The 20,308-nt window shown below is 59.2% G+C and carries 18 protein-coding genes; 11 read left to right on the plus strand and 7 right to left on the minus strand.

Annotated features, from left to right (window positions below; genetic code table 11):
• Positions 1-191: 191 nt before the first annotated feature.
• On the minus strand, positions 192-1,415 hold the full coding sequence (pepT, locus tag LRL22_RS08020) for a peptidase T (protein WP_270905118.1): 1,224 nt from the start codon (positions 1,413-1,415) through the stop codon (positions 192-194).
• Between the two features lie 1,014 nt (positions 1,416-2,429).
• On the opposite strand from pepT, the gene speA reads away from it, so the two are divergent.
• Together speA and LRL22_RS08030 are read left to right on the plus strand one after the other, a co-directional pair.
• Positions 2,430-4,331: a biosynthetic arginine decarboxylase gene (speA, locus tag LRL22_RS08025; protein ID WP_005344160.1), complete on the plus strand. Its 1,902-nt coding sequence runs from the start codon at positions 2,430-2,432 to the stop codon at positions 4,329-4,331.
• Positions 4,332-4,602: 271 nt separating this feature from the next.
• On the plus strand, positions 4,603-4,791 hold the full coding sequence (locus LRL22_RS08030; RefSeq protein ID WP_005334402.1) for a hypothetical protein: 189 nt from the start codon (positions 4,603-4,605) through the stop codon (positions 4,789-4,791).
• An 80-nt stretch (positions 4,792-4,871) separates the two neighbouring features.
• On the opposite strand, the gene LRL22_RS08035 is transcribed toward LRL22_RS08030, so the two are convergent.
• From LRL22_RS08035 to LRL22_RS08045, 3 genes are all read right to left on the minus strand, one after another.
• A complete protein-coding gene (locus tag LRL22_RS08035) occupies positions 4,872-5,159 on the minus strand; it encodes a hypothetical protein (protein WP_005361772.1) in 288 nt (95 codons plus the stop codon).
• A gap of 268 nt (positions 5,160-5,427) precedes the next feature.
• A complete protein-coding gene (locus LRL22_RS08040; RefSeq protein WP_270905119.1) occupies positions 5,428-7,434 on the minus strand; it encodes a methyl-accepting chemotaxis protein in 2,007 nt (668 codons plus the stop codon).
• 192 nt (positions 7,435-7,626) lie between these two features.
• Complete coding sequence (locus LRL22_RS08045; protein WP_021229327.1) at positions 7,627-8,922, minus strand: amino acid permease; 1,296 nt, start codon at positions 8,920-8,922, stop codon at positions 7,627-7,629.
• 251 nt (positions 8,923-9,173) lie between these two features.
• Here LRL22_RS08045 and LRL22_RS08050 point away from each other — a divergent pair, with 251 nt between their 5' ends.
• The 6 genes from LRL22_RS08050 (at position 9,174) to LRL22_RS08075 (ending at position 15,312) form a co-directional block, all read left to right on the plus strand.
• Positions 9,174-9,557 carry a Rid family detoxifying hydrolase gene (locus LRL22_RS08050; protein ID WP_005344164.1) on the plus strand — a complete coding sequence of 128 codons (384 nt, stop codon included), beginning with the start codon at positions 9,174-9,176 and terminating at the stop codon, positions 9,555-9,557.
• Positions 9,558-9,579: 22 nt separating this feature from the next.
• On the plus strand, positions 9,580-10,869 hold the full coding sequence (locus LRL22_RS08055; RefSeq protein WP_270905120.1) for an L-cysteine desulfidase family protein: 1,290 nt from the start codon (positions 9,580-9,582) through the stop codon (positions 10,867-10,869).
• Between the two features lie 64 nt (positions 10,870-10,933).
• Entirely contained in the window at positions 10,934-11,587 is a 654-nt protein-coding gene (locus LRL22_RS08060) for a helix-turn-helix transcriptional regulator (RefSeq protein ID WP_005334376.1), read from the plus strand.
• Positions 11,588-11,741: 154 nt separating this feature from the next.
• The gene (locus tag LRL22_RS08065; protein WP_270905121.1) at positions 11,742-12,329 is read left to right on the plus strand and encodes a histidine phosphatase family protein; all 588 of its coding nucleotides are present in this window, start codon (positions 11,742-11,744) and stop codon (positions 12,327-12,329) included.
• A 150-nt stretch (positions 12,330-12,479) separates the two neighbouring features.
• Positions 12,480-13,673 (plus strand): enoyl-ACP reductase FabV, encoded by a 1,194-nt coding sequence (fabV, locus tag LRL22_RS08070; RefSeq protein ID WP_270905122.1) that lies wholly within the window; start codon positions 12,480-12,482, stop codon positions 13,671-13,673.
• 163 nt (positions 13,674-13,836) lie between these two features.
• Positions 13,837-15,312, plus strand: coding sequence for a YfcC family protein (locus tag LRL22_RS08075; RefSeq protein WP_270905123.1), 1,476 nt, complete (start codon positions 13,837-13,839; stop codon positions 15,310-15,312).
• A gap of 65 nt (positions 15,313-15,377) precedes the next feature.
• On the opposite strand, the gene LRL22_RS08080 is transcribed toward LRL22_RS08075, so the two are convergent.
• On the minus strand, positions 15,378-16,592 hold the full coding sequence (locus tag LRL22_RS08080) for a pyridoxal phosphate-dependent aminotransferase (protein ID WP_005334367.1): 1,215 nt from the start codon (positions 16,590-16,592) through the stop codon (positions 15,378-15,380).
• Positions 16,593-16,972: 380 nt separating this feature from the next.
• Between LRL22_RS08080 and LRL22_RS08085 the strand changes: the two genes are divergently transcribed.
• Both LRL22_RS08085 and aqpZ read left to right on the plus strand, forming a co-directional pair.
• On the plus strand, positions 16,973-17,185 hold the full coding sequence (locus LRL22_RS08085) for a DUF1653 domain-containing protein (RefSeq protein ID WP_270905124.1): 213 nt from the start codon (positions 16,973-16,975) through the stop codon (positions 17,183-17,185).
• 270 nt (positions 17,186-17,455) lie between these two features.
• Entirely contained in the window at positions 17,456-18,145 is a 690-nt protein-coding gene (aqpZ, locus tag LRL22_RS08090) for an aquaporin Z (protein ID WP_005334357.1), read from the plus strand.
• Between the two features lie 92 nt (positions 18,146-18,237).
• Here aqpZ and LRL22_RS08095 read toward each other — a convergent pair whose 3' ends face one another.
• The gene (locus tag LRL22_RS08095; RefSeq protein WP_021229320.1) at positions 18,238-18,987 is read right to left on the minus strand and encodes a lytic transglycosylase domain-containing protein; all 750 of its coding nucleotides are present in this window, start codon (positions 18,985-18,987) and stop codon (positions 18,238-18,240) included.
• Between the two features lie 328 nt (positions 18,988-19,315).
• On the opposite strand from LRL22_RS08095, the gene LRL22_RS08100 reads away from it, so the two are divergent.
• Complete coding sequence (locus LRL22_RS08100; protein WP_041980377.1) at positions 19,316-19,756, plus strand: GNAT family N-acetyltransferase; 441 nt, start codon at positions 19,316-19,318, stop codon at positions 19,754-19,756.
• A 5-nt stretch (positions 19,757-19,761) separates the two neighbouring features.
• Here the strand turns inward: LRL22_RS08100 and LRL22_RS08105 are convergent, their stop codons facing one another.
• Complete coding sequence (locus LRL22_RS08105) at positions 19,762-20,304, minus strand: DUF1439 domain-containing protein (RefSeq protein ID WP_005353308.1); 543 nt, start codon at positions 20,302-20,304, stop codon at positions 19,762-19,764.
• Positions 20,305-20,308: the final 4 nt, after the last annotated feature.

Genomic DNA, 20,308 nt, shown 5'->3' on the forward strand with positions numbered 1-20,308 from the left:
TCCGTTGCTCCCAGCATGATGTGACACTGTTCCCGCGACATGTCAGCGGGATGACAGTTTGATGGCAGCGGCAGCCAGTTGCTCCTGAGCGATTCTCCCCGGTTTCCCTTTCTTGATGGGTGATGGCCAGATAGCAAGGGAGGAGCTGGTAAACCGGCTCCCCCCTTTGCCCTGGTAATGACAGCTACCGATTAACCGCGCCAGGCTGCGGTGAGGCGCACCAGCTCCACCAGGGTGGCGACCGATTTCTCCATGGATTGCAGCGGGATGAACTCGTGCTTGCCGTGGAAGTTGTGACCACCGGTGAAGAGGTTGGGGCAGGGCAGACCCATAAAGGAGAGGCGGGCGCCATCGGTACCACCGCGAATGGGTTTGATCTTGGGCACCACGTCGGCGGCCTCCATGGCGGCCTTGGCCAGCTCGACGATATGCATGTGCGGCTCGATCTGGCTGCGCATGTTGCGATAGCTGTCGGTCAGGGCCAGCTCGATGCGGGCCTTGGGATACTCGGCCTGCAGGGCGGCCACCCGGCTCTGCATCGCGGCCTTGCGCGCGGCGAAGTGCTCGTCGTCGAAGTCACGGATGATGTAGTGCAGGGTGCTCTCCTCCACGGTGCCGCTCATCTGGGCCAGATGGAAGAAGCCCTCATACCCGTCGGTGCACTCCGGGGTCTGCTCGGCAGGCATGGCGGCGTGGAAGCGGGCGGCCAGGGTCTGGCTGTTGATCATGCTCCCCTTGGCGGTGCCGGGGTGGACGTTATTGCCGATAAAACGCACCGTGGCGCTGGCGGCGTTGAAATTTTCATACTCCAGCTCGCCCAGTTCGCCGCCATCCACGGTATAGGCCCACTTGGCCGGGAATCTCTCCAGCGGGAACAGGTTGGCGCCGCGGCCGATCTCTTCATCCGGGGTAAAGCCGACCCAGATATCGCCACGGGGGATCTCGGGCTGGGCCTGCAGGTGGTCGATGGCAGTGAGGATCTCGGCGATGCCCGCCTTGTCGTCAGCGCCAAGCAGGGTGGTGCCGTCGGTGGTGATGAGATCCTGACCCAGGTAGTTTTTCAGGAAGCGGTAGTCACGGATGGCGAGCACCTCGTCACCCTTGCCAAGGCAAATGTCGCCGCCCTGATAGTTTTCGATGATTTGCGGTACTACGTGCTCTGCCTCGTAGTCGGCGGTGTCCATGTGGGCAATCAGGCCGATGGCGGGGGCGTCCGGCTGGTTGCCCGGCAGGCAGCCGGTGAGGTAGCCGTTTTCATCCAGGGTGACCCGGGTCAGCCCCAGCGCCTTCATCTCTTCTTGCAGGGCACGGGCAAAGATCAGTTGTCCCTCGCTGCTCGGGCAGGCTGGATTGGTCTCATCGGAGCGGGTATGAAAAGTTACGTAACGCAGAAAACGCTCAAGCAGGGTATCCATTAGTCAGCCTCTAACCGATTGTGAGCGGTCATTGTGGCCAATCCGTGCGGGGCACTCATTGCGTCAGCGCAGGTTTTTCCCATTTTTTGACGCAAGGGAAGAGCGGCGAATGTGCGGCGCGCGGGGCAACGTCCGGGAGGGAGACCGCATAAATTTTGCATTTATTACGATATTTAGGCGCTGGCGGTGGCGACCAAATTCCCCTCAGCCACCGCACAGCAAGGCGTCAGCCCAACCATGGCGTTTTCGCACACTTTTCAAGGGGAAACCGGGCTGTCGCATAACCTGCGCCATCCCAGAGCCCGCCTGCCCGCCAGCAAGATTTGATCGACTTATTAAAAGGGGATTTTGAACACTATTTTTTATTGTCACTGCCTGCGGTAAGTGTGTACACTCCGCGCCGATCCAAGGGCAACCCTGAAGCAGGCAGAGCCGCCAGAAACCCGACCGATCATACGCCTATAGGGCGAGGCACGCAGAAACGACAGACACTGCTGGGGAATGGTTTCTTTAATACCGGTTAGGCTCCGGTATCAGGGAGAACAACAGACTCTCATCCTTCATTTGACCGAGTGGGCCACCGGCTCATCATCTTCCCTTGTCATGGGCGGTCACTGACGGTGAGGTGGGCTGTGGTTGTTGTCGTCTATCAACACGCATGCGTGCTGGCGCCTTCGCTTCTCTTCCTTGGAACCCTCTCCTTCTGTCGGGATCGCTGCCGAATGATGAACTGACGGCGTGGCTGATGTCGTCTGTCATCAAAGTACCGCGGCGCTACGGCATAGTGGCACCGCATACCGTTGAGCTTGATGTAAAGCCACCAGCCCCACATCAAGACTCGTTACTTCCCCAAGATCCACCAGGCAGCCTCTGGCTTGCCGCGATGTGCCAAGGGTTGGTTTGGGTGGCTGCGTCTCGTGATGGCAGCGCTCGCCGTACTCTGCACTAGATGGTCTGGATGTGATTGAGGGTAACGAAGGCGACTTTGGGTCGCTCATTTGCGAGGCATAGCCCATGACTAACTGGTCCAGCAAGGACTCCTTGAAGGTCTACAACGTTCCCTACTGGGGTGCGGGTTTTTTCAATATCAATGACGCCGGTCATGTGACCGTCGCCCCCGACAAATCACGCCCTGACGCGCATATCGTGCTCTCTGACGCCATCGAACAGTTGCGTCAGTCCGGGCTGACCACCCCCGTGTTGCTGCGCTTCCCCGACATCCTCAAGAGTCGGGTCGATGCGCTGTTCAACGCCTTTGGTCAGGCCATCGAAAAGTCTGGCTATGAAGGGGACTACCTCTGCGTTTACCCGATCAAGGTAAACCAGCAGCGTCGTGTCATCGAGACCATCAGCCAGTCCTACAGCGACAAGCCCCGGCTTGGCCTGGAAGCTGGTTCCAAACCGGAACTGCTGGCCGTGCTGTCCCATCACCATGAGCAAGGCTCGGTGATCGTCTGCAACGGTTACAAAGACCGCGAATATATCCGCCACGCCCTCTTGGGCAACCTGATGGGCCACAAGGTCTACATCGTGGTGGAGAAGCCCTCCGAGCTGGAGATGGTGCTGGACGAGTCAGCTCGTCTCAACATCAAGCCCAATATCGGGGTGCGTGCCAAGCTCGCTTCCACCGGCTCCGGCATGTGGGAATCGAGCGGCGGCTCCATGTCCAAATTTGGTCTCTCCGCCTCCCAGATCCTGGCGCTGATCGAGCGTCTGCGCGGGCTGGGCAAGCTGGATTGCCTGCAACTGCTGCACTTCCATCTGGGCTCCCAGATCGCCAATATCCGCGACATTCAGGGCGGCATCCGCGAGTGCGGCCGTTTCTACGCTGAACTGCGTCGCCTCGGTGCCAACATCGAAGTCGTGGACGTCGGTGGCGGCCTGGGCGTGGACTACGAGGGAACCCGTTCCCAGAGCCACTGCTCCGCCAACTACAGCCTCTCCGAGTACGCCAACAACGTGGTATGGGGCATCGGCGATGTGTGCCGCGAGTTCGACCTGCCGCACCCGACCATCATCAGCGAGTCCGGTCGTGCCCTGACTGCCCACCACGCCGTGCTGGTCACCAATATCATTGGTGCCGAAGGGGTGGAGATGAACGACATCAGCGCGCCGGACGAAGATGCGCCGACCATTCTGCAGAACATGTGGAAAGGCTGGCTGGATCTGCGCAGCGAAGATCCCTCCCTGCTGGAGATCTTCCATGACTCGGTGGCAGATTTGGGTGACGTGAATACCCAGTACACCATGGGCCTCTTGAACCTTGAACAGCGTGCCTGGGCCGAGATGCTGCACCAGAACACCTGTCTGGCGCTCAAAGAGATGCTCAACCCGGTCAACCGCAACCACCGTGCGCTGGCTGACGAACTGAGTGAAAAGCTGGCGGACAAGTGCTTTGCCAACTTCTCCCTGTTCCAGTCCCTGCCGGATGCTTGGGGTATCGGTCAGGTATTCCCGGTGATGCCGCTGGCTGGTCTCGATCGTCCGCTTAGCCGTCGCGGTATCCTGATGGATATCACCTGTGACTCCGACGGTCAGGTCGAGCACTATGTCGACGGTCTGGGGGTCGAGAGCACCCTGCCAATGCCGGTCTACGGCGAGAACGAAGAGTGCCACGTCGGCTTCTTCCTGGTCGGTGCCTATCAGGAGATCCTCGGCGATCTGCACAACCTGTTCGGTGACACCCACTGCGCGGAAGTGTGGCTGGACGAAGAGGGCAAGATGGACATTCGCAACGTGGTGCGCGGCGACACCGTCGATCAGCTGCTGCGTTACGTCAACATCGACCCGTCCGTGATCCGCGAAAACTACCAGCGGATCGCCGCTCACCCGGCGCTGGACGATGCCACTCGCAAAGCCCTGCTCGACGAGCTGGAGCTGGGCCTGCAAGGCTACGCCTATCTGGAAGACGAATAAGCCTTCTGTTTGCCCCTCGCTTTTGAGGGAAAATCAAAAACGGCGCCTGCGGGCGCCGTTTTTGTTACCGGGGGCCATCCGGCGATATGACGGTGCGCTCGGTCCATCTTCATTTGGATAACCTATGATGGCTCGGGGCATCCGCAAGCCACAGATCTGGCAGATATCTATCCCTTTCAGCCGCTTCCATTGATCTGCATCAAGCTTGAACCTCGGTGGTTATTTTACGGTCAGGAGTGATGTTGATGGGATGTAACAAAAGGATGTGCATATGGAACTGAAAAGGGACCCGAGATGCTATACCGACGTCTGTATCGACGGTAAGTGGTATCACTACGACCACTGCAGCACCAATGTCTACATGCTGATGGGAGGCGCCGCGCCGAGCCTTCAGCTGGCCTATGAGCCGAGCAGCGAAGAGGAGCTGATCGAGATGCTCCAGCAGCTGGGGCGCTTCTGACTTACCGAATTGATGTCTTGCCATATGGCCATCGGGCGCGTTGCCACGATGGCCACCACTCTTCACCGCGGTGCCTTATCTCAGCGGGTTTTATTGCCCAATAACCCCTTGCCAATCTCCAGCATGGCGACGGCCGCGGCGTAGCTGCTATCGGACTTGCCTATCTCATCCGCTACATAGAGAAAATTGGATTGGTACTTCTCGACGGCCTCCCGTGGAGTGGTCGCGTCAATAAAGTCCTCCTCCACCTCGAATCCTTGGGTCAGCAGTGCCGCCTTTTCACTCAGAAAAGTCGGAGACGCCATGTCGATAAAGGTGTATTGCTGCCGATTGGACGCCGGAATGGTAAAAAACTGGTATCTGGCCATGGGTAAACCCTCGCTTGAAGCGGGTGATAGATGACGTGACGCTGGTTTTAATCTGTGGCTCGCAGGCGGCTTGGTTTCCCTCGACATCGCAGACCGTGCGTGTCGGGAATGCCGCATTTTGTTTTCGTTCGAGACTACTTTGTTGGCGTTTGCCCGGCAAGTGGGCCGCAGAGATTTTCTGGATGATCCGAGCAACCGAGATGTTGTGGGCAGGGGCGAGACCGGGATAATGCCGGGCTCACGTTGAGCCCGGCTTGTCAGCGCTCTGTTACAGCACGAAGCTCTGTACCATGGCGCGCAGCTGTTCGGTGAGCTGGTGGATCTGGCGGGCGGCATCGCGGGCGGCGTTGGCCACTTGCAACGCCTCGTCGCTGCCATCGGAGATGCGCACCACGTTGCGTTCGATCTCGTTGACCACGGCGCCCTGCTGCTCGATGGCGCTGGCGATGATGGCGTTGGTATCGACCATCCGATCCACCTTCTCGGTGATGGCGCCAAAAGCCTGTTTTGCCTCCTGCGCCAGCCCGACCCCCTCCTGCGCTTCATGGCTGACCGCCGACATGGCGGTGACCGAGGCGCGGGCACCGGATTGCAGCTGTTCAATCATCTGCTGGATCTCGACGGTAGCCCCCTGGGTGCGGTTGGCAAGAGACCGCACCTCGTCGGCCACCACCGCAAAGCCGCGACCCTGCTCACCGGCACGGGCCGCTTCGATGGCGGCGTTGAGGGCCAGCAGGTTGGTCTGCTCGGCGATGCCGCGGATCACGCTGATGACGCCACCAATCTGACTGCATTGCTGCTCCAGTTGGCCGATGGTGTCGGCGGTGCGCAGCACTTCGCGGTTGATATGGTCGATGGCCTTGATGGTGCGCTCCACCACATCCTCGCCCTGGCCGACCACGTTCTGCGCTTCCTGGGTCATGCGGGCGGCTTGCAGGGCGTTGCCCGCCATGTCTTGTGAAGTCGCAGCCAGCTCCTTGATGGCGGTAGCGACATGATGGGTCTCCCCTTGCTGATCGGCAATGACCTCCTGTGAGCGGCAGGTGCGCGCTTCGATCTCGGTGGCGCTCTCCACCACGGTGACGCCATTTTCACGCACTCGCCGCATCAGGGTGCGCAGGGTCTCCAGGGTCACGTTGTAATCCCGGCTGATGGCGGCCAGCTCGTCCTGACCGACGATCTCGATATGCTGGCTGAGATCCTGGGCGTTGACCCGGGCGGCAATATCACGCACCCGCCCTACGGTGTCGCGCAGGGAGAGATAGGCGCCGATCATCAGGTAGAGGTAGAGCAGCAAGCTGACGGTCAGCGGCGCGGTGACCCACCAGAAGTGGCGCTGGTTGGCGGCCAGCCGCTGATGCAGGTCGGCCTCCAGCCGCTGGCGTACCTGGCCTGCCAGCGCGGTGATAGCCTCGTCCATCTTATCCCCCAGTGCCTGCACCTCCTTGGTGGAGAGCTGCACCAGCTGATCCTTCATCATCTTGTTTTCCATGGTCTCGACCCCCTGACGCACCAGCTGTATCAGAGCATCGGTCTGCTGACCCAGCTCGGCGCGGTAGGCGGGTTCCATCTGGTATAGCAGGGTCAGATCGGCCTCCAGCTCCTGCAGAGTGGCGCTGATCAGGTCGAGACGAAAACGCAGGCCGCTGTAGCCCTCGGCCTGAAACAGGCCGAAATCGGCGATGGTGGCGGCGCGATCCCGCACCTGAGCCAGCAGGTCGCGCAGTTGCGGCAACCGCTCACTGGCGAGGATCACCATGTAGTAGGTACCGAGCGCCGGATCCTGGATCAGGCTGCTACTGGCGGTAATGTGCTTGTAGAGGTGGCGCACCTCGGTCAGCAGCTTGTCGTGGTGCAGGTTGCTCTGCTCCACTTCCAGCTTGCCCGCTTCACTCTGCAGGGCGGCCCAGCCCTGCTGGATCACCTCAAAGGAGGGATTGTTCTGGCGGGTGTCGGCAAAGGTTTGCAGGCTCTGATCAACTGCTTGTGCGGCTGCCTTGACCTGATCATCACCGACCGGATCCACTTCATAGGCGTGACGGGTCACCAGATTGCGATGGGTGAGCAGGGCTTGCTCGATAGTGGGCACGGGGGCGAGATTGACCACTCCCGCCAGCTCGCGGTTGGCCTGGACGTTGTCATCCTGCAGCCGCCCCAGCAGATTGGTCATGCTGTAGGCCAGTGGCAGCAGCATCAGGCAGGACCAGAGCAGGAATTTGTATTTGAAGGAGAGCTGGTTGCCCAGCCGGATGGCGGGGTTGAAAATCCATTTCATGTTAAGCCTCGATACCTGAGTGCGGGCGTGAGTCGTGTTGCCTGAATAGTACTCCGAGCGGCCTCCCTTGGGTGATGGCCGGTTGCAAGTTGTGATCCCCTTGGCTTTTTACTTCCGGGCGGGGCGCCGTCAGCCGAGCCAATAGAAAACGGGCCACCCGAAGGTGACCCGCGGTAGATAAGAGGAAACCGATCAGTTGAACGCCAGGAAGGGCGAGACGCAGAGCAGCAGGCCGGTGACGATGATGATGTAGAGGGAGGTGCCCTTGTACTTGTGCAGCGCCGGTACCTGATAGACCAGATAAGCCGGGATGAGGCAACCCACCATGCCGAAGATAGGGCTGCAGATGGAGGTGAAGCTAAGTACCGGTGCGTTGAGCACGATGGCCCCCCAGGAGAGCATGACGGTAAACACCATGATCCCTTTGCCTACCAATCCTTTGTTGATGCGGTTTTCCGGCAGCACCCGGCGCAGCAGGTTCATCGCCAGCCCCTGACAGGCTTCACGGAAACCGAGGTAAACGCCGAAGTAGGCGGTCATTACCGCGAAGATGTTGAGGGTGAGGCTCAGGAGCTTGAGGGTCTGGCCGGGCATCCCCTGGGCCACCATGGCCAGCGCGGAGATATTCTCTTCGGAGGCTTTGACCGCCTGATCGTGGCCCATGGCCAGGGTGAAGGAGACCGCGTAGAAGAACACCACCACGAACAGGATGCCGAAGGCGATATTCATGGCGCGCATCGCCTTGAAGCGGGCCACTTCCAGCGACTTTTCCCGTGAGCGGTAGGAGATCACCATGGGGCTCAGGCTCTGGATAAATAGGATAGAGGTGAGGGTAAAGGGGAGCATGATGATGGCATCCTTCATCCAGTCACCGGCAGCGGGCATGGCGGTGATGTTGGCCGCATCCCACTTGTCCACCATCATCAGGCCGAGCACGGCCACCACGCTGATCTTGGTCAGCACCATAAAGGTGGAGATCTTGAACAGCAGGTTCTCGCCGCGCGAGGCCAGTGCTACCAGACCGCAGATCAGCACCAGACCGTAGAGCGGGTTTTCGGAGAGCAGGCCGTCGGTGACGCCGAAGCTCTGCAGGAAGGAGGCGCTGTCATTGGTGATGGCAGTGGAGTAGACGAAGACCCAGATCACCAGCATCACGAAGTAGAGCGCGCCGAGCAGCACACCCCAGTTCTTGCCAAGGTAGCCGGTGATGACGCTGGGGTAATCCTTGCACTCCGGCGAAGTGGCCAGGGTGTTGATAAAGAGGCGCTGGAACATGTACATGGCGGGGTAGCCGATCACCGCCGAGAGCAGAAAGACCCACAAGCCCATCAGACCCACCTGTACCGGCAGGAAGACGATCCCCGCGCCGATGGCCATGCCGATGCTCATGATGATCCAGCCCCAGTCGGTGCTGTCGAAGCGAACCGCTTCTTTCCATTCCAGCGTGCCCATCACGGGGCTGGCGAGTGTAGTGCTATGCGCGTCCATTAAAACCTTCTTTTTTGTAGGGGTGGGAGAAAGCGGCGCAAATATAGTTGAATAAAACTGTCATAAACAATGCCCATAAGAGTACTTTTGTTCAAATCAGGATGGTGATCACGGTTTATATTGAGGCCGAAAGGTGCCTTCAAACGCCATTTTTGTATCTTTTTGTTGAATGGATAAAATAAAAAGCAAATAATGTTGAGCGGAATGAGATTCATGATTGCAAAAAAAATTGCACAAACAGGAGTGGCTATATGAAACGCATCATCACAGCAGCAGCGGCACCTGACGCTATCGGTCCCTACAGCCACGGCACTGCCTATGGCGACCTTATCTTTACCTCCGGTCAGTTGCCGGTCTGCAAGCAGCAGGGTGGTGTGGTGGAAGGGGGCATTGCCGCCCAGACCCGCCAGTCACTGGAAAACCTGAAATCCGTGCTGGAAGCCGCTGGCGGCTCGCTGGATACCGTGCTCAAAACCACCTGCTACCTCGCCGAGATCAGCGATTTTGCCGCGTTCAACGAGGTCTATAAAGCCTATTTCCAGAAAGATTGTCCGGCGCGCAGCTGCTTCGCAGTGAAGGATCTGCCGATGGGCGTCAAGGTTGAAGTGGAAGCGATCGCCCATATCGCTCGTTAATGCTGATAAAAAGGTTCAAGTGATGAAACAAGCGTGGCAGCAGTATCTGCAGATTATTCAACAGGTTGTCAAACCAGCGCTGGGTTGTACCGAGCCAATCGCCGCCGCCTATGCCGCGGCTGTCGCCACCCGGCAACTGGGCTGTGAGCCCGGTCGCCTCGAGGTTGCGGTGTCGGACAATCTCTATAAAAACTCGATGGGTGTTTATGTGCCGGGCACCGGCAAGATCGGTCTGGCCATTGCGGCCGCGGCCGGTGCCATCGGCGGCAACGCCGATGCCGGGCTGGAGGTGCTGGCCGCGATCCAGCCAGCACAGGTGGAGCGTGCCCAGCAGCTGATCGATGCCGGCAAGGTGCAGGTGAGCCGCACCGCCGCCCCCGAGTTTATCTTCTGCCGCGTGACCGTTTATGGCTCTGATGACAAGGGTGAAGAGCACAGCGCCGAAGTGACCCTCTGCGGCGGTCATACCCGCATCGTCGAGCAGCGCCGCGATGGCGAGGTGACCTTCACCGCCGATCAGAGCCAGGGCGGCGCCACCGGTTCCATCTGCGATGGCGTCGATATCAGCATCGCCGCCATCTACGAGTTCGCCACCAAGGTGGAGTTCGAGCAGATCAGGTTCATCCTCAAAGCCTCCGAGCTTAACGGCAAGCTCTCCGCCGAGGGGATGAACAACCCCTATGGTCTCGAGATCGGCCGCACCATGCAGCAGAACATCAATGCCGGTCTTATCGGCGAGGATGTGATGAACCGCATCGTGATGATGACGGCGGCTGCCTCCGATGCCCGCATGGGGGGCGCGACCCTGCCAGCCATGAGCAACTTCGGCAGCGGCAACCAGGGCATTGCCGCCACCATTCCGGTGATGGTAATTGCCGAGCGCTTTGCGGCCAGCGAAGAGCAGCTGGCTCGCGCCCTCATCATGAGCCATCTGGGCGCCATCTATATCAAGTCCCACTATCCGCCGCTGTCGGCCTTCTGTGGCAATACCGTGACCAGCGCGGCCGCCTCCATGGCCATGGTCTATCTGGCGGGCGGCAGCTTCGAGCAATCCTGCTTCGCCATCCAGAACGTGCTGAGCGACAGTGCCGGCATGGTGTGCGACGGGGCGAAGGCCTCCTGCGCCATGAAGGTGAGTACCTCCTCCGGCGCGGCGGTGCGCGGCTTCCTGATGGCCCTCAACAGCCACTCGGTGTCGGGGCAGGGGATCGTCGCCGGTGACGTGGATCAGACCATCCGCAACGTCGGCCAGATGGTGAAGGAGGGCATGTCTGCCACAGACAGCACCATTATTGATATCATGTCCGCCTGATGTCCCTGTCGGTTGCTGCCCGGCGCCCATTGTCCGGCAGCAACCCTTGCAAGAAGGTCCCATTGTGAAGCTGCAAGAGTTGAGTCCGAGCGATTTTGAGATCCTCAAGTCGATGGAGAACATTGTGGACGGCATCGCCGCCATGTATGGCCAGCACACCGAAGTGCTGCTCCACAGTCTGGATGCGCGCAATCCCTCGATCGTCAAGATTGCCAACGGCCATATCACCGGCCGCAGTGTCGGCGCTCCCATCACCAACCTGGCGATGATGAAGCTCAAGAGCGGGCAGGATATCTCCAGCCCCTACATGACCAAGTGCGCCACCGGCAAGACCCTGCGCTCCATCACCACCGTGATCCGCAACGGGGAGCACAGGGCCATCGGGTTGCTCTGCATCAACAGCGACATGGATGCCCCGTTGCAATCCGTGCTGCGCACCATGATGCCGGAGTGTATGCATCCCCACGAGAGCCATGCCACCCCGGAGGTGTTCGCCCGCAACATCGACGAAGCGCTCAACAGCACCATAGATACCGTCAGTGCCGAGGTGCGCGGCAACGAGGCGGTGCCTCCGTCCCAGAAGACCCGAGTCATCGTCAACCAGTTGCACGACATGGGGATCTTCGAACTGAAAGACAGCGCCCAGATTGCCGCGCGCCAGCTCGGGATCTCGGTCCACTCCATCTACCGCTATCTGCGGGAGATCAAGAAGGGCTGAGCCGATACACTCTGGCCAAATTGGCAGCAAACGGGTCAGCCTTGACCCGTTTTTTACGCCCGTTTTAGCCTCTCTGTTTGGGCCATCCTTCGGGCTCATCTGTTATCATCTTCCCCCTTTATTTTTCTATCTCTCTGAACGTGCTGGAGAAATCATGTCTCGACTCATCTATCTGCTGCGCCATGGCCAGACCCGCTTCAATGCCGAGCAGCGTCTGCAGGGGCGTTGCAACTCCGATCTGACCGACAAGGGGGAGGCGCAAGCCATCGCCATGGGGCGGCGCCTTGCCGCCGAACTGGCGGATCCTGCCCGCTGGACCGTTTATGCCAGCCCGCTCGGTCGCGCCCGTCAGACTGCGCTGCTGGTGTGCGAGCAGTTGGGACTGTCAGTTGATCGCATCATCTGGGACGATCGGTTGATGGAGCTGGGGATGGGGGAGTGGGAGAGCTGCCAGATCCCGGTGCTGCGGCTCGCTCATCCCGAGCTCGATACCGGCAAAGGGGACTGGTATCTGCAGGCACCGGGGGCCGAGAGCTTCGAGAGCATTCAGCGCCGGGCACACCAATGGTTGCAGGATCCCGCGCTCGCCGAGCGGGCCATCGTCATCTCCCACGGTCTGCTCGGTGCCATGCTGCGTGGCGTCTATGCCGATCTCGACTATGAGGCGACCTGGTCACAGGAGTTGCCGCAAGATGCCTTCTATAAGCTGCAGGATGGCCACATCACCCGCATTGCCTGCTAGTTGCCGTGAGGTGGCACCATGGCATGGACCATGATTGCCACCTTCGGATGCCCATTTTTGCCGCAGTTCAACACATCAGAGCACCTTATCGCGGCAAGATGAGGTATCTTATGCCCCGATTTCATCCATTAAACGGATCCGAGACCCCATATGATCATCAAACCCAAGGTTCGCGGCTTTATCTGCACCACCACTCATCCGGTCGGTTGTGAAGCCAATGTTCGTCGCCAGATCGCTTATACCAAGGCCAAGGGCACCATCGAGAATGGTCCCAAGAAGGTGCTGGTGATCGGCGCTTCCACCGGTTATGGCCTGGCCTCCCGGATTGCGGCTGCCTTCGGTAGCGGCGCCGCCACCCTCGGCGTCTTCTTTGAAAAAGCGGGCTCCGAGTCCAAGACCGGTACCGCTGGCTGGTACAACTCTGCCGCCTTCGACAAGGCCGCCAAAGAGGCAGGCCTCTACGCCAAGAGCGTCAACGGCGATGCCTTCTCCAACGAGTGCCGCGCCAAGGTGATCGAGCTTATCAAGCAGGATCTGGGTCAGATTGATCTGGTTGTCTACTCCCTGGCCTCTCCGGTGCGCAAGATGCCGGAAACCGGCGAAGTGGTGCGCTCTGCCCTCAAACCGATCGGTGAGGTCTACACCACCACCGCCATCGATACCAACAAGGACCAGATCATCACCGCCACCGTCGAGCCGGCGAACGAGGAAGAGATCCAGAACACCATCACAGTGATGGGCGGTCAGGATTGGGAGCTGTGGATGGCTGCCCTGCGTGATGCCGGCGTGCTGGCTGACGGCGCCAAGTCCGTGGCCTACTCCTACATCGGTACCGATCTGACCTGGCCAATCTACTGGCATGGCACTCTGGGCCGCGCCAAGGAAGATCTGGATCGCGCCGCTGCAGCCATCCGTGGCGATCTGGCTGCCAAGGGCGGCACCGCTCACGTGGCTGTGCTCAAATCCGTGGTGACCCAGGCCTCTTCCGCCATTCCGGTGATGCCGCTCTACATCTCCATGGCCTTCAAGATCATGAAAGAGAAGGGCATTCACGAAGGGTGCATGGAGCAGGTGGATCGCATGATGCGCACCCGTCTCTACGCTTCCGACATGGCGCTGGACGATCAGGCCCGCATCCGCATGGATGACTGGGAACTGCGCGAAGACGTGCAGCAGACCTGCCGCGACCTGTGGCCATCCATCACCAGCGAGAACCTCTCCGACCTGACCGATTACACCGGCTATAAGCAGGAGTTCCTGCGTCTGTTCGGTTTCGGTCTGGACGAGGTCGATTACGATGCGGATGTGAATCCGGACGTGAAATTCGACGTGGTCGAGCTCTGAGTCTGACTCAAGTGAAAACGGGGCCCTGCGGGGCCCTGTTTTTTTGGCAAAAATACCGCTAAGTTACGGAATTTTATTATCAGCGATCACCTTTTTCCCATATCAAACCCGCTAGTCTTGCGCTGATCGGATCACATGACGGCATTGCCGAGGTACGGAAGCTATGACCACTCCAAACGAGGCGCCCAAGAAGCGCCAACTTCCCACTGTCTATACCCTGCTTTTTATTATCATCGCCCTGATGGCCGCCCTCACCTGGGTGCTGCCAGCGGGCAAATATGACTATGTCACCGCCAAGACCCAGCAGCCGGTGGCGGCAGCGGCCGTGGCCGATTACAGCGGCGACGAGCGGCTGTTGCCGGTGCCCGGCAGTTACACCGAACTCCCCGCCCACCCGCAAGGGGTATTCGAAGTGCTCAAGGCCCCCATTCAGGGCTTTCACAAGGCGGCCGACGTGGCGTTGTTCGTGCTCATCATCGGTGGTTTTCTCGCGGTGACCATGCAGAGCGGGGCACTGGATGCCGGGGTGGGGGCCATAGTGCGCGGCTTTGCCGGGCGCGAGCGGCTGCTTATTCCCGTGCTGATCGCCCTGTTTGCTCTCGGCGGCTCCACCTTCGGCATGGCAGAGGAGACGGTGGCCTTTTGGGCGCTGATCGTGCCGGTGATGATGGCGGCGGGCTTCGATCGCATGGTGGCGGCGGGGATTATCCTGCTCGGCTCCGGGGTCGGGGTGCTCGCCTCAACCGTCAACCCGTTTGCCACCGGCATCGCCTCCGGTTTTGCCGGCATTCCCATCGGTGAGGGGATCGGTTTGCGGGTCATCCAGTGGCTGCTGCTGGTGATCTTTGCCTCCTGGTTCGTGATGCGCTACGCCAAGCAGGTGCAGCAGGACAAGTCCCGCTCCGTGCTGGCCGATATCGTCTATGACGACGAGTTCTCCCAGATGAAGAGCGGCAACCTCGCCTTCACCGGCAAACAGAAGCTCACCATGCTGGTCTTCTTCGGCACCTTCCTGCTGATGATCTATGCGGTGGTGCCCTGGTCGGACTTGGGGATCGATGTGCTGCCCACCTTTGGCTGGTGGTTTGACGAGCTCTCCACCCTGTTCTTCAGCTCCTCCATCCTGATTGCGCTGATCAACCGGATGCCCGAGTCCAACTATGTGGCGACCTTCCTGAGCGGCGCTCGGGATCTGATCGGGGTGGCACTGGTGGTGGCGGTGGCGCGCGGCATCTATGTGGTGATGGAGCAGGGCGTCATCATCGACACCATTTTACACTGGGCCGAAGGGCTGGTGACCGGACTCTCCTCGTCGGTCTTCATCCTGATGGCCTATCTGGTGCACATCATCCTGAGCTTCTTCATCCCCTCCACCTCGGGGCTGGCGACCGTCTCCATGCCGCTGATGGGGCCGCTGGCTGACTTCTCCGGCATCTCCCGGGATCTGGTGATCACCGCCTATCAGTCCGCCTCCGGCTGGATCAACCTGTTTGCCCCCACTGCTGCCCATCTGGTGGCCGGTCTGGCGCTCGCCAAGATCCCCTACGATCGCTTCGTGCGTTGGGTGCTGCCCTTTATCATCGGTGTGGCTCTCATCACCATGGCGGTACTGGTGGCCGGAGCCCTGCTGCACGGCTGATGGTGCGGATTGAAAACGACAGATAACAAAAAGGCTCCCGCGGGAGCCTTTTTCATGAGCTTTGCTTACTGCTTGTAGCCCTTGAGGAAGCGAGCGAGGCGGCCGATGGCATCCTCCAGCTCCTCTTCGCGGGGCAGGAACACCAGCCGGAAGTGATCCGGTGCCGGCCAGTTGAAGCCGGTGCCTTGCACCAGCAGCAGCTTCTCCTGCTGCAGCAGGTCGAACACCATCTTCTGATCGTCGCGGATGTCATATACCTTGGGGTCGAGGCGCGGGAACATGTAGAGCGCTCCCTTGGGTTTGACGCAGGAGACCCCAGGGATCTCGTTCAAGAGCTCCCACGCCTTGTCCCGCTGCTTGCGCAGGCGGCCGCCCGGCAGGATTAGCTCGTTGATGCTCTGGTAGCCGCCAAGCGCAGTCTGGATGGCGTGCTGCATCGGCACGTTGGCGCACAGTCGCATGGAGGCCAGCATCTCCAGCCCTTCAATGTAACCGCGGGCACGGCCTTTGGGGCCGGTGATGACCATCCAGCCCTGACGGAAGCCGCAGGCGCGGTAGGCCTTGGAGAGGCCGTTGAAAGTCACCACCATCACATCGTCACACAGGGTGCAGACGCTGGTGTGGGAGATATCGTCGTAGAGGATCTTGTCGTAGATCTCGTCGGCGAAGATGATGAGGTTGTGCTGGCGGGCGATCTCGATCACCTCCAGCAGGAACTCGCTGCCGTAGACGGCACCGGTCGGATTGTTGGGGTTGATCAGTACCAGGCCGCGGGTGCGCGGGGTAATGCGGGCGCGGATGTCGTCGAGGTCCGGATACCAGTCAGCCCCTTCGTCGCAGCGATAGTGCACCGCATGGCCACCGGAGAGAGTGACGGCGGCGGTCCAGAGCGGGTAGTCGGGGGAGGGGACCAGCATCTCGTCGCCATTGTTGAGCAGCGCCTGCATCGCCATCACGATCAGCTCGCTGGCGCCATTGCCGATATAGATGTCATCGATATCGACCTTGCGCATCCCTTTTTGCTGGTAGTACTGCATCACTGCCTTGCGGGCAGAGAAGAGCCCCTTGGAGTCGCAGTAGCCCTGGCTCAGCGGCATGTTGAGGATGACATCCTTGATGATCTCTTCCGGCGCATCAAAGCCGAACGGGGCCGGGTTGCCGATGTTGAGCTTGAGAATGCGGTGGCCTTCGTCTTCGAGACGGCGAGCCTCTTTATGCACCGGGCCGCGGATGTCATAGCAGACATCGTCGAGCTTGTGCGACTTGTCGATTGTGAACATGGTGACAGTGATTCCTTCCCCACAGGGACGCGTTGGCGAAAAAGGCGATTTTTAGTATCAAATTTCTTTTCCCCTATTCTTCACAGAATTGAATGCTAGAACAATCCTCTTTTTAGAAGAATTCCCTGATTTTTAGCCCTAAAACAGGGTTGCTAGAACGTTAAATTCAGCACGATCTTTGGTGCTAACCAAGGTTAACTAGTGAAACATGGGGAACGAATTAACAAAGCTGCCTGACTGTGTTGCAATATCCGGATCCTGTGGCACGATTGGCTTGTGTAAAAAATCGTCTTCGTCCCCCTTTTCGATGAGTTGAATGGCACTCATGGTGTCATCTTTATGTGGTTCCTCATCGGTGTTCACTTCTGCGAGGTTTTCCCATGCAAGCACCCGTTCCAGGCCGCTATCGTCACTTCAAGGGGGGTTACTATCAAGTGCTTGCCTTGGCTCTGCATACCGAAACCCAGGAGCAGCTGGTAATTTATCAATCCGAGCAGGATGGTCAGGTCTATGCCCGCCCCGTCGCCATGTTTATGGAGTGGATTGAGTATCAGGGGCAGGTTGTCAGCCGTTTTGCCCCGGCAGGAGACTGACCATGCCTCCGTTTTTATCGCTCAAGGGATGAGCACTCGAGCTAAATGGTGTCACAAGTTGTCGCATGACGCCCTTGGGCATGAGACGTGCAGCCAGCTGTCTTAATGATAAATCTCTTATCTAATCAACAAATTGTGACGAATATCACATTCAGTGAGCCCTGCCTGCCGGGTTCGCAATCTGGACTCACACTCCCATAATGCTGCGCTTGTTCAAGCATGGGCCCTTCTCGGGTCTTGTTCGGTGTTATCTCAAATGGGAGAAATAATGTGAAACCTGTTGCTGCTGAGTTTATGGGCACTTTCTGGCTGGTATTGGGCGGGTGCGGCAGTGCCGTGCTGGCTGCAGCCTTCCCTCACGTCGGGATTGGTCTGCTGGGGGTCTCGCTGGCTTTCGGTCTGACCGTGCTGACCATGGCGTTTGCCATAGGCCATATCTCCGGTTGCCACCTCAATCCGGCCGTGACCGTTGGTCTGTGGGCGGGTGGTCGTTTTCCGGCATCCGGTGTACTGCCTTATATCGTGGCGCAAGTGCTGGGTGGCATTGCCGCTGCTGCCGTGCTTTACGTGATTGCCAGCGGTCAGGCCGGGTTTGATCTCTCTGCCGGTTTTGCTTCCAACGGCTACGGTGAGCACTCTCCGGGTGGTTACAGTCTGACTGCCGCACTGGTGTGCGAAATGGTGATGACCGGTTTCTTCCTGTTCGTCATCATGGGGGCTACTGATAGCCGTGCGCCTGCCGGTTTCGCGCCGATCGCCATCGGTCTGTGCCTGACCCTGATCCACCTCGTCAGCATTCCGGTGACTAATACCTCGGTCAACCCGGCCCGCAGTACCGGTGTTGCGCTGTTTGTCGGTGACTGGGCTATCAGCCAGCTGTGGCTGTTCTGGGTTGCCCCGATTGTCGGTGCCATTCTGGGTGCGCTGGCTTATCGCCTGGTGGCGACTGAGCAGAAGTAATCATTTGCGAAACAAAGTGTGGTATCGACACGCCTGCGGGCGTGTTTTTTGTTTTTGGAGGGGCGAGAAAAGAGCATTAACCGAGGCTAACCTCAGAGCCCTTTGGCCTGCAGCATCTCTTTGTAGCGCAGGTGGAGGAGCTGGACGCGCTCCACATATGCACGGGTTTCCGCATAGGGCGGGATGCCGCCATGTTTTTGTACGGCGCCCGCGCCGGCGTTGTAGGCCGCAGTCGCCAGCGCCACGTTGCCATCATACTGCTTGAGCAGTCCCGCCAGGTATTTCACCCCGCCGAAGATATTCTGCTCCGCCAGCAAGGCATTGCCGACCCCCAACTCCCGCGCTGTGGCGGGCATCAGCTGGGTCAGCCCCATCGCCCCCTTGCGGGAGACCGCCAGCGGATTGAAAGCGGATTCCGCATGGATCAGCGCCCGGATCAGCGCCGGCTCAACCTGATAGGTTTTGGCGGCCGCCTTGATGGTGCTGGCATAGTCATAGAGAAACAGCCCTGTGGTCTGCCAGTTGACGCTGGATTTGGGGTCGCAGGCGAAGCAGTCGTTGAACAGCAGCAGCTCGTAATGGCCCTGTTCGGGCGCCATGTCGGAGTAGCGAACCACCCCGTTTTGTTGCACCGATTTATAGACCTGGATCTGCTTCTTGCCGTTGGTGGCGACTGCCGTCGTTTGAGCGGTGTCGGGTTGTGAGGCGGGAGTGGCATCTTTGCTCGGACGCAAGGGGGAGGGAGCGGCGGTCAGGAAGATCACCTCCGCGGGAGGGGGAGTCTGGCTCCATCCGCTCAGGGGGATCAACAACATATGGCCTGCCAGCATCCATGCTTTCAACCCTAATACTCCTTCTTGTGATGACCATGTTGAGTAAAGCATCATGACGAGGGCAGAACAAGCGGCCAACAGGGGGCAAATGATCCGATTCGGTGACCGGGATCAAAGTATCCGCCGCAATAAAGGATTGTCATCATAAAGCACGGTTTTGACAGTCGGGCGGTGGGTCATGGCCTCTTCCACCGGGTAAGCAAGCTGCCCGCGACGTCCGCTTTTTTGTTGACGAAAGGCATGCTATCGTGCTGGCGTCATGTGGTCGGATTAGCGCACCGTATCTGGCACTAATAACTGATTATCAAAGGATTTGTCTGTGACAAGCAAGCTGGCGATGGAACTCACTTTCGAAGAGTACTGCGACGCCGACCTCTCCCTTATCAGGGACTATTACGAGACGACTTTTTCCCACTATGTGCCGGATCTGGCCGAGCGGATCTTTGTCGTACGTGATGCTCACTGGCTGGTGGGGGCGGTTCGGTTGCGGGACGAGGAGGAGTTTTACCATCTGTGCGGCTTTCGCCTGTTGCCCCATTACCAGTCGCTGGGATTGGGATCTCGGCTGTTGCAGCACGCCTGTCACGGTCTGTTGGACAAACCTGTGGTCTGTCAGGCGCTGCCCTTCGAGAAGCCTTTCTATCTCAAGGCCGGGTTTGCCGATATGCCCCTCAATCAATTGAGCGGGTCGCTTTTCTCCCTCTACGAGCGGCAGCAGCAGCAGGGGTATCAGGTGGAGCTGTTGGTACGGGATACCACCCAGCCCCTCCTGAATTGAGCGGTTTAGCGCGGTTTGGTCAGCAGGTGGATCTTGCCCGGTGACAGCTCCAGCCCCAGCAGATTCTCCTTCAGCCAAGCCTGATCCGGATCCTTGTCATTGAGTTTGTAGACCGGTTTGGTCTCGAGCCGCTTCTCCATGCTTTGCAGTAGCATGTTGAGCATCAGCCCGAACTTCTTCTCGGCCGCCTCCGGCTCCAGCTTGTACTCCACCAGCTTCATGTTATCGAGAAACAGGGCACTCTGGCTCTTGTCATAGCGGGGTCTCGCCTCATAGGTCATCTGCAGGCGGGCGTCATATTCGGTATTGTCTGGCAGGGCGATTTTGAGCTTGCCCTTGCCATAGACCCGGGCGGTATCGGGGCGTTGGCGACCGATTTGGACGTCGCTCTGCTCAAGCGTCACATGGGCCTTGATGATGCCCGGCAGCTCCAGCTGTTTGTCGACTTGCACCTGAGATTGCAGGTACTGGTTTATCTGTTGCTCATTGATGTCATATGAGCCTTGGCCTAGCATGGCCAGGCTGAGCAGCATAGATTGCAGGATCATGCGT

It is taken from the genome of Aeromonas sp. PI_26, assembly GCF_027854445.1.
Taxonomy (GTDB): domain Bacteria; phylum Pseudomonadota; class Gammaproteobacteria; order Enterobacterales; family Aeromonadaceae; genus Aeromonas; species Aeromonas veronii.

Excerpts from the sequence above, each read along its gene's own strand:
- LRL22_RS08100 (WP_041980377.1), top strand. The coding sequence starts at position 19,316 with ATGGAACTCACTTTCGAAGAGTACTGCGACGCCGACCTCTCCCTTATC.
- pepT (WP_270905118.1), bottom strand. The coding sequence starts at position 1,415 with ATGGATACCCTGCTTGAGCGTTTTCTGCGTTACGTAACTTTTCATACC.
- LRL22_RS08080 (WP_005334367.1), bottom strand. The coding sequence starts at position 16,592 with ATGTTCACAATCGACAAGTCGCACAAGCTCGACGATGTCTGCTATGAC.
- LRL22_RS08035 (WP_005361772.1), bottom strand. The coding sequence starts at position 5,159 with ATGGCCAGATACCAGTTTTTTACCATTCCGGCGTCCAATCGGCAGCAA.
- LRL22_RS08105 (WP_005353308.1), bottom strand. The coding sequence starts at position 20,304 with ATGATCCTGCAATCTATGCTGCTCAGCCTGGCCATGCTAGGCCAAGGC.
- fabV (WP_270905122.1), top strand. The coding sequence starts at position 12,480 with ATGATCATCAAACCCAAGGTTCGCGGCTTTATCTGCACCACCACTCAT.
- LRL22_RS08065 (WP_270905121.1), top strand. The coding sequence starts at position 11,742 with ATGTCTCGACTCATCTATCTGCTGCGCCATGGCCAGACCCGCTTCAAT.
- LRL22_RS08075 (WP_270905123.1), top strand. The coding sequence starts at position 13,837 with ATGACCACTCCAAACGAGGCGCCCAAGAAGCGCCAACTTCCCACTGTC.
- speA (WP_005344160.1), top strand. The coding sequence starts at position 2,430 with ATGACTAACTGGTCCAGCAAGGACTCCTTGAAGGTCTACAACGTTCCC.
- LRL22_RS08045 (WP_021229327.1), bottom strand. The coding sequence starts at position 8,922 with ATGGACGCGCATAGCACTACACTCGCCAGCCCCGTGATGGGCACGCTG.
- LRL22_RS08040 (WP_270905119.1), bottom strand. The coding sequence starts at position 7,434 with ATGAAATGGATTTTCAACCCCGCCATCCGGCTGGGCAACCAGCTCTCC.
- LRL22_RS08030 (WP_005334402.1), top strand. The coding sequence starts at position 4,603 with ATGGAACTGAAAAGGGACCCGAGATGCTATACCGACGTCTGTATCGAC.
- LRL22_RS08085 (WP_270905124.1), top strand. The coding sequence starts at position 16,973 with ATGCAAGCACCCGTTCCAGGCCGCTATCGTCACTTCAAGGGGGGTTAC.
- LRL22_RS08055 (WP_270905120.1), top strand. The coding sequence starts at position 9,580 with ATGAAACAAGCGTGGCAGCAGTATCTGCAGATTATTCAACAGGTTGTC.
- LRL22_RS08050 (WP_005344164.1), top strand. The coding sequence starts at position 9,174 with ATGAAACGCATCATCACAGCAGCAGCGGCACCTGACGCTATCGGTCCC.